This window comes from Paraburkholderia sp., assembly GCF_035501035.1.
Taxonomy (GTDB): Bacteria; Pseudomonadota; Gammaproteobacteria; order Burkholderiales; family Burkholderiaceae; genus Paraburkholderia.
The window spans coordinates 1-2,618 of the sequence record NZ_DATJWR010000307.1 but is presented as its reverse complement, the minus strand read 5'-3'; the positions used below and the strand labels follow the sequence as shown (position 1 = coordinate 2,618).

The 2,618-nt window shown below is 65.3% G+C and carries 3 protein-coding genes; 2 read left to right on the top strand and 1 reads right to left on the bottom strand.

Annotation, left to right across the window (positions count from 1 at the left end; translation table 11 throughout):
- Positions 1-171: 171 nt before the first annotated feature.
- Both VMJ11_RS22560 and VMJ11_RS22555 read left to right on the top strand, forming a co-directional pair.
- A complete protein-coding gene (locus VMJ11_RS22560; RefSeq protein ID WP_325621931.1) occupies positions 172-1,080 on the top strand; it encodes a sugar ABC transporter permease in 909 nt (302 codons plus the stop codon).
- Positions 1,077-1,922, top strand: coding sequence for a carbohydrate ABC transporter permease (locus VMJ11_RS22555; RefSeq protein ID WP_325621929.1), 846 nt, complete (start codon positions 1,077-1,079; stop codon positions 1,920-1,922). The genes VMJ11_RS22560 and VMJ11_RS22555 overlap by 4 nt, the downstream gene beginning before the upstream one ends.
- A 171-nt stretch (positions 1,923-2,093) precedes the next feature.
- Here the strand turns inward: VMJ11_RS22555 and VMJ11_RS22550 are convergent.
- Positions 2,094-2,618, bottom strand: a 525-nt coding sequence (locus VMJ11_RS22550; RefSeq protein ID WP_325621928.1) for an AEC family transporter, incomplete at its 5' end; no start/stop codon positions are given.

Genomic DNA, 2,618 nt, shown 5'->3' with positions numbered 1-2,618 from the left:
GCCTTTATGGCCTGACCGGCGCGCGCCTGAAGTTACCGGCGCGCGCCGGAACGCCTGAGAACCGACGTTTGGAAGCACCGACGATTCGACATGACTACGGGTCCCCTGAAGCCCTCGCCCGCCGCCCCGCCGGCCGGTGATGCCCCCGACCGATCACGCGCACGAACCCGCATGAGCCGACTACCCCGCGGCGTTGCCGCACCCCGCGCCCCCTGGCTCCTGATCGTGCCGAGTCTCGTGCTCGCGCTTTTCATCATCAGCTATCCGATCTTCAACATCGTGTACCAGTCGCTGCACGATGTGTCGCGCTTCGGGCAGATCCGCGATTTCAGCGGCCTGCAGAACTTCTATAACGTCTTCGCCGATCCCGTCTTTCTGAGCGCGCTCAAGAACACGCTGATCTGGACGTTCTTTGTCGTGGTGGGCACGGTGCTCATTTCCGTGCCGGTCGCGCTCGTGCTCAATCAGGACTTCTACGGTCGCGGCATTGCGCGCACGATCATCATGCTGCCGTGGTCCGTCTCGCTCACGATGACCGCAGTGGTCTGGCGCTGGGCGTTCAACGACGACTACGGCATGGTCAACGTCACGCTGCAGCGCCTCGGCCTCACCTCCGGACCGATTCACTGGCTCGCCACGCCAGAGTACGCGTTCCCCGTCGAGATCGCGGTGGGCATACTCGTGTCGATACCGTTCACCACGACGATCCTGCTGGGCGGCCTTTCCTCGGTGCCGGGCGACATCTACGAAGCCGCGCGCATCGACGGCGCGAGCGCCTGGCAGCAGTTCCGCCAGCTCACGCTGCCGCTGCTCAAGCCGTTCATCAACATGGCGGTCCTGCTGAACGTGATCTACGTGTTCAACTCGTTTCCGATCATCTGGGTCATGACGCAAGGCGGCCCCGACGACAGCACGCATATCCTCGTCACCTACCTCTACGAACTCGGCTTCCGCCTGGGGCGCCCTGGCGAAGCGGCCGCGGTTTCGCTCATCATGCTCGTGATCCTGTTCGCGTTCTCGGTGATCTACCTGCGCACGCAGGCCAAACGCGGCGGCAGCGCGGAAGGAGACCTCGCATGAACCGCAAGCTCAAACGCTCGATCTGGTGCTGGCTCACGCTCTTGCCGCTCGTCGTGGTCGTGCTGTTCCCGTTCGCGGTGATGTTCTTCACCTCGTTCAAGCCGGCTTCGGAAGTGTTCGTTTATCCGGCGCGCTGGCTGCCCATGCAGTGGCGCTGGCAAAACTACGTCGACATGTGGCAGGCCGCGAACTTCGGCGTCGCGCTGCGCAACAGCATTATCGTGAGCTGTCTTTCGACGGCGCTCGCGCTCGCCGTGAGCCTGCCCGCAGCCTATGCGCTGGCGCGCTTCCCGTTCCGCGGGCGCGGCCTCTACCGGCAGTTCCTCCTCGTCACGCAGATGCTCTCGCCCATCCTGCTGGTGGTGGGCCTGTTCCGTCTCGCCGCGATGATTCCGTACGGCGACGGCAATCTCGTCGATTCGAAGATCGGCGTGATCGTCTCGTATGCGGCGTTCAATATCGCGTTTGCCGTGTGGATGCTTTCTTCGTATTTCCAGACCGTGCCGCGCGATCTCGAAGAGTCGGCATGGCTCGAAGGCTGCAGCCGCACGGGCGCCGTGTTCCGCGTGTTCCTGCCGCTCGCGGTGCCGGCCGTGGTGGTGACGGCGATCTTCACGTTCATCAGCGCATGGAACGAGTTCGCCGTGGTCTACACGCTGATCCGCTCGCCCGAGAACAAGACGCTCACGGTGCAGGTCACCGACATGGTGGCCGGCAAGTACACCGTGGAATGGCAGCTCGTGATGGCGGCGACGCTCGCGGCCACGCTGCCGGTATCGGTGGTATTTGCGTGGCTGCAGCGCTACATGGTGAAGGGGCTGGCGCTCGGCGCCGTGAAGTGAGCACGACGGACGGGCCGCGCAGGCCCGTCTATCTTTGCGTGGGGCTATGTGCTCAAGTGCGATGCAGCGCCGCTGGCCCCGCCCACGCACCTTCATCTAAATGTCCCGCAATTCATAGCGCACGCGCAGCGAGCCCTCCACATGCGGCCGCTTCGGAACGCCTGAGCCTCATCAGCCGTGATGCAGATGCAGCAGGATCAGCGTGAGCGTGACGAGTGAGCCGAGCGTGGAATGCAGGATCGTGCGCGAAGTCACGTGCGCCTCGCGCCGATAGTATTCCGCAAGCATGAAGGGACCGGTGCCCGTGGGCAGCGCGGCGAGCAGCACCGCGGTTTCGACGAGCGGCGTGGGCAGCGCGAATACACGCTCGGCCAGCCACCAGGTGAGCGCCGGCTGGGCGACGAGCTTCGTGAGCGTGAGCCACCAGGAGGACTCGCGCGGCGCGTCCCCGCTCGCGCGCCGTTCCGCGAGAAAGAGGCCCAGGCTCACGAGCGCGCACGGGCTCGCCGCGCCGCCCAGCAGCTTGAGGAACGTCTCTGCGCTCGCAGGCAACGTGACATGCGCGGCCGAGACGACCGCCCCCAGCGCCGGCGCAACCAGCAGCGGATTGCGCAATAACGAGCGCACGACCTTGATGGCGAGCCGGTGCGGACGCCGCTCGCTCTGCAGGCCCGTTTCGATCAGCACGATGGCGAC

Coding starts and splice junctions, on each gene's coding strand:
- VMJ11_RS22560 (WP_325621931.1), top strand. CDS start 172: ATGAGCCGACTACCCCGCGGCGTTGCCGCACCCCGCGCCCCCTGGCTC.
- VMJ11_RS22555 (WP_325621929.1), top strand. CDS start 1,077: ATGAACCGCAAGCTCAAACGCTCGATCTGGTGCTGGCTCACGCTCTTG.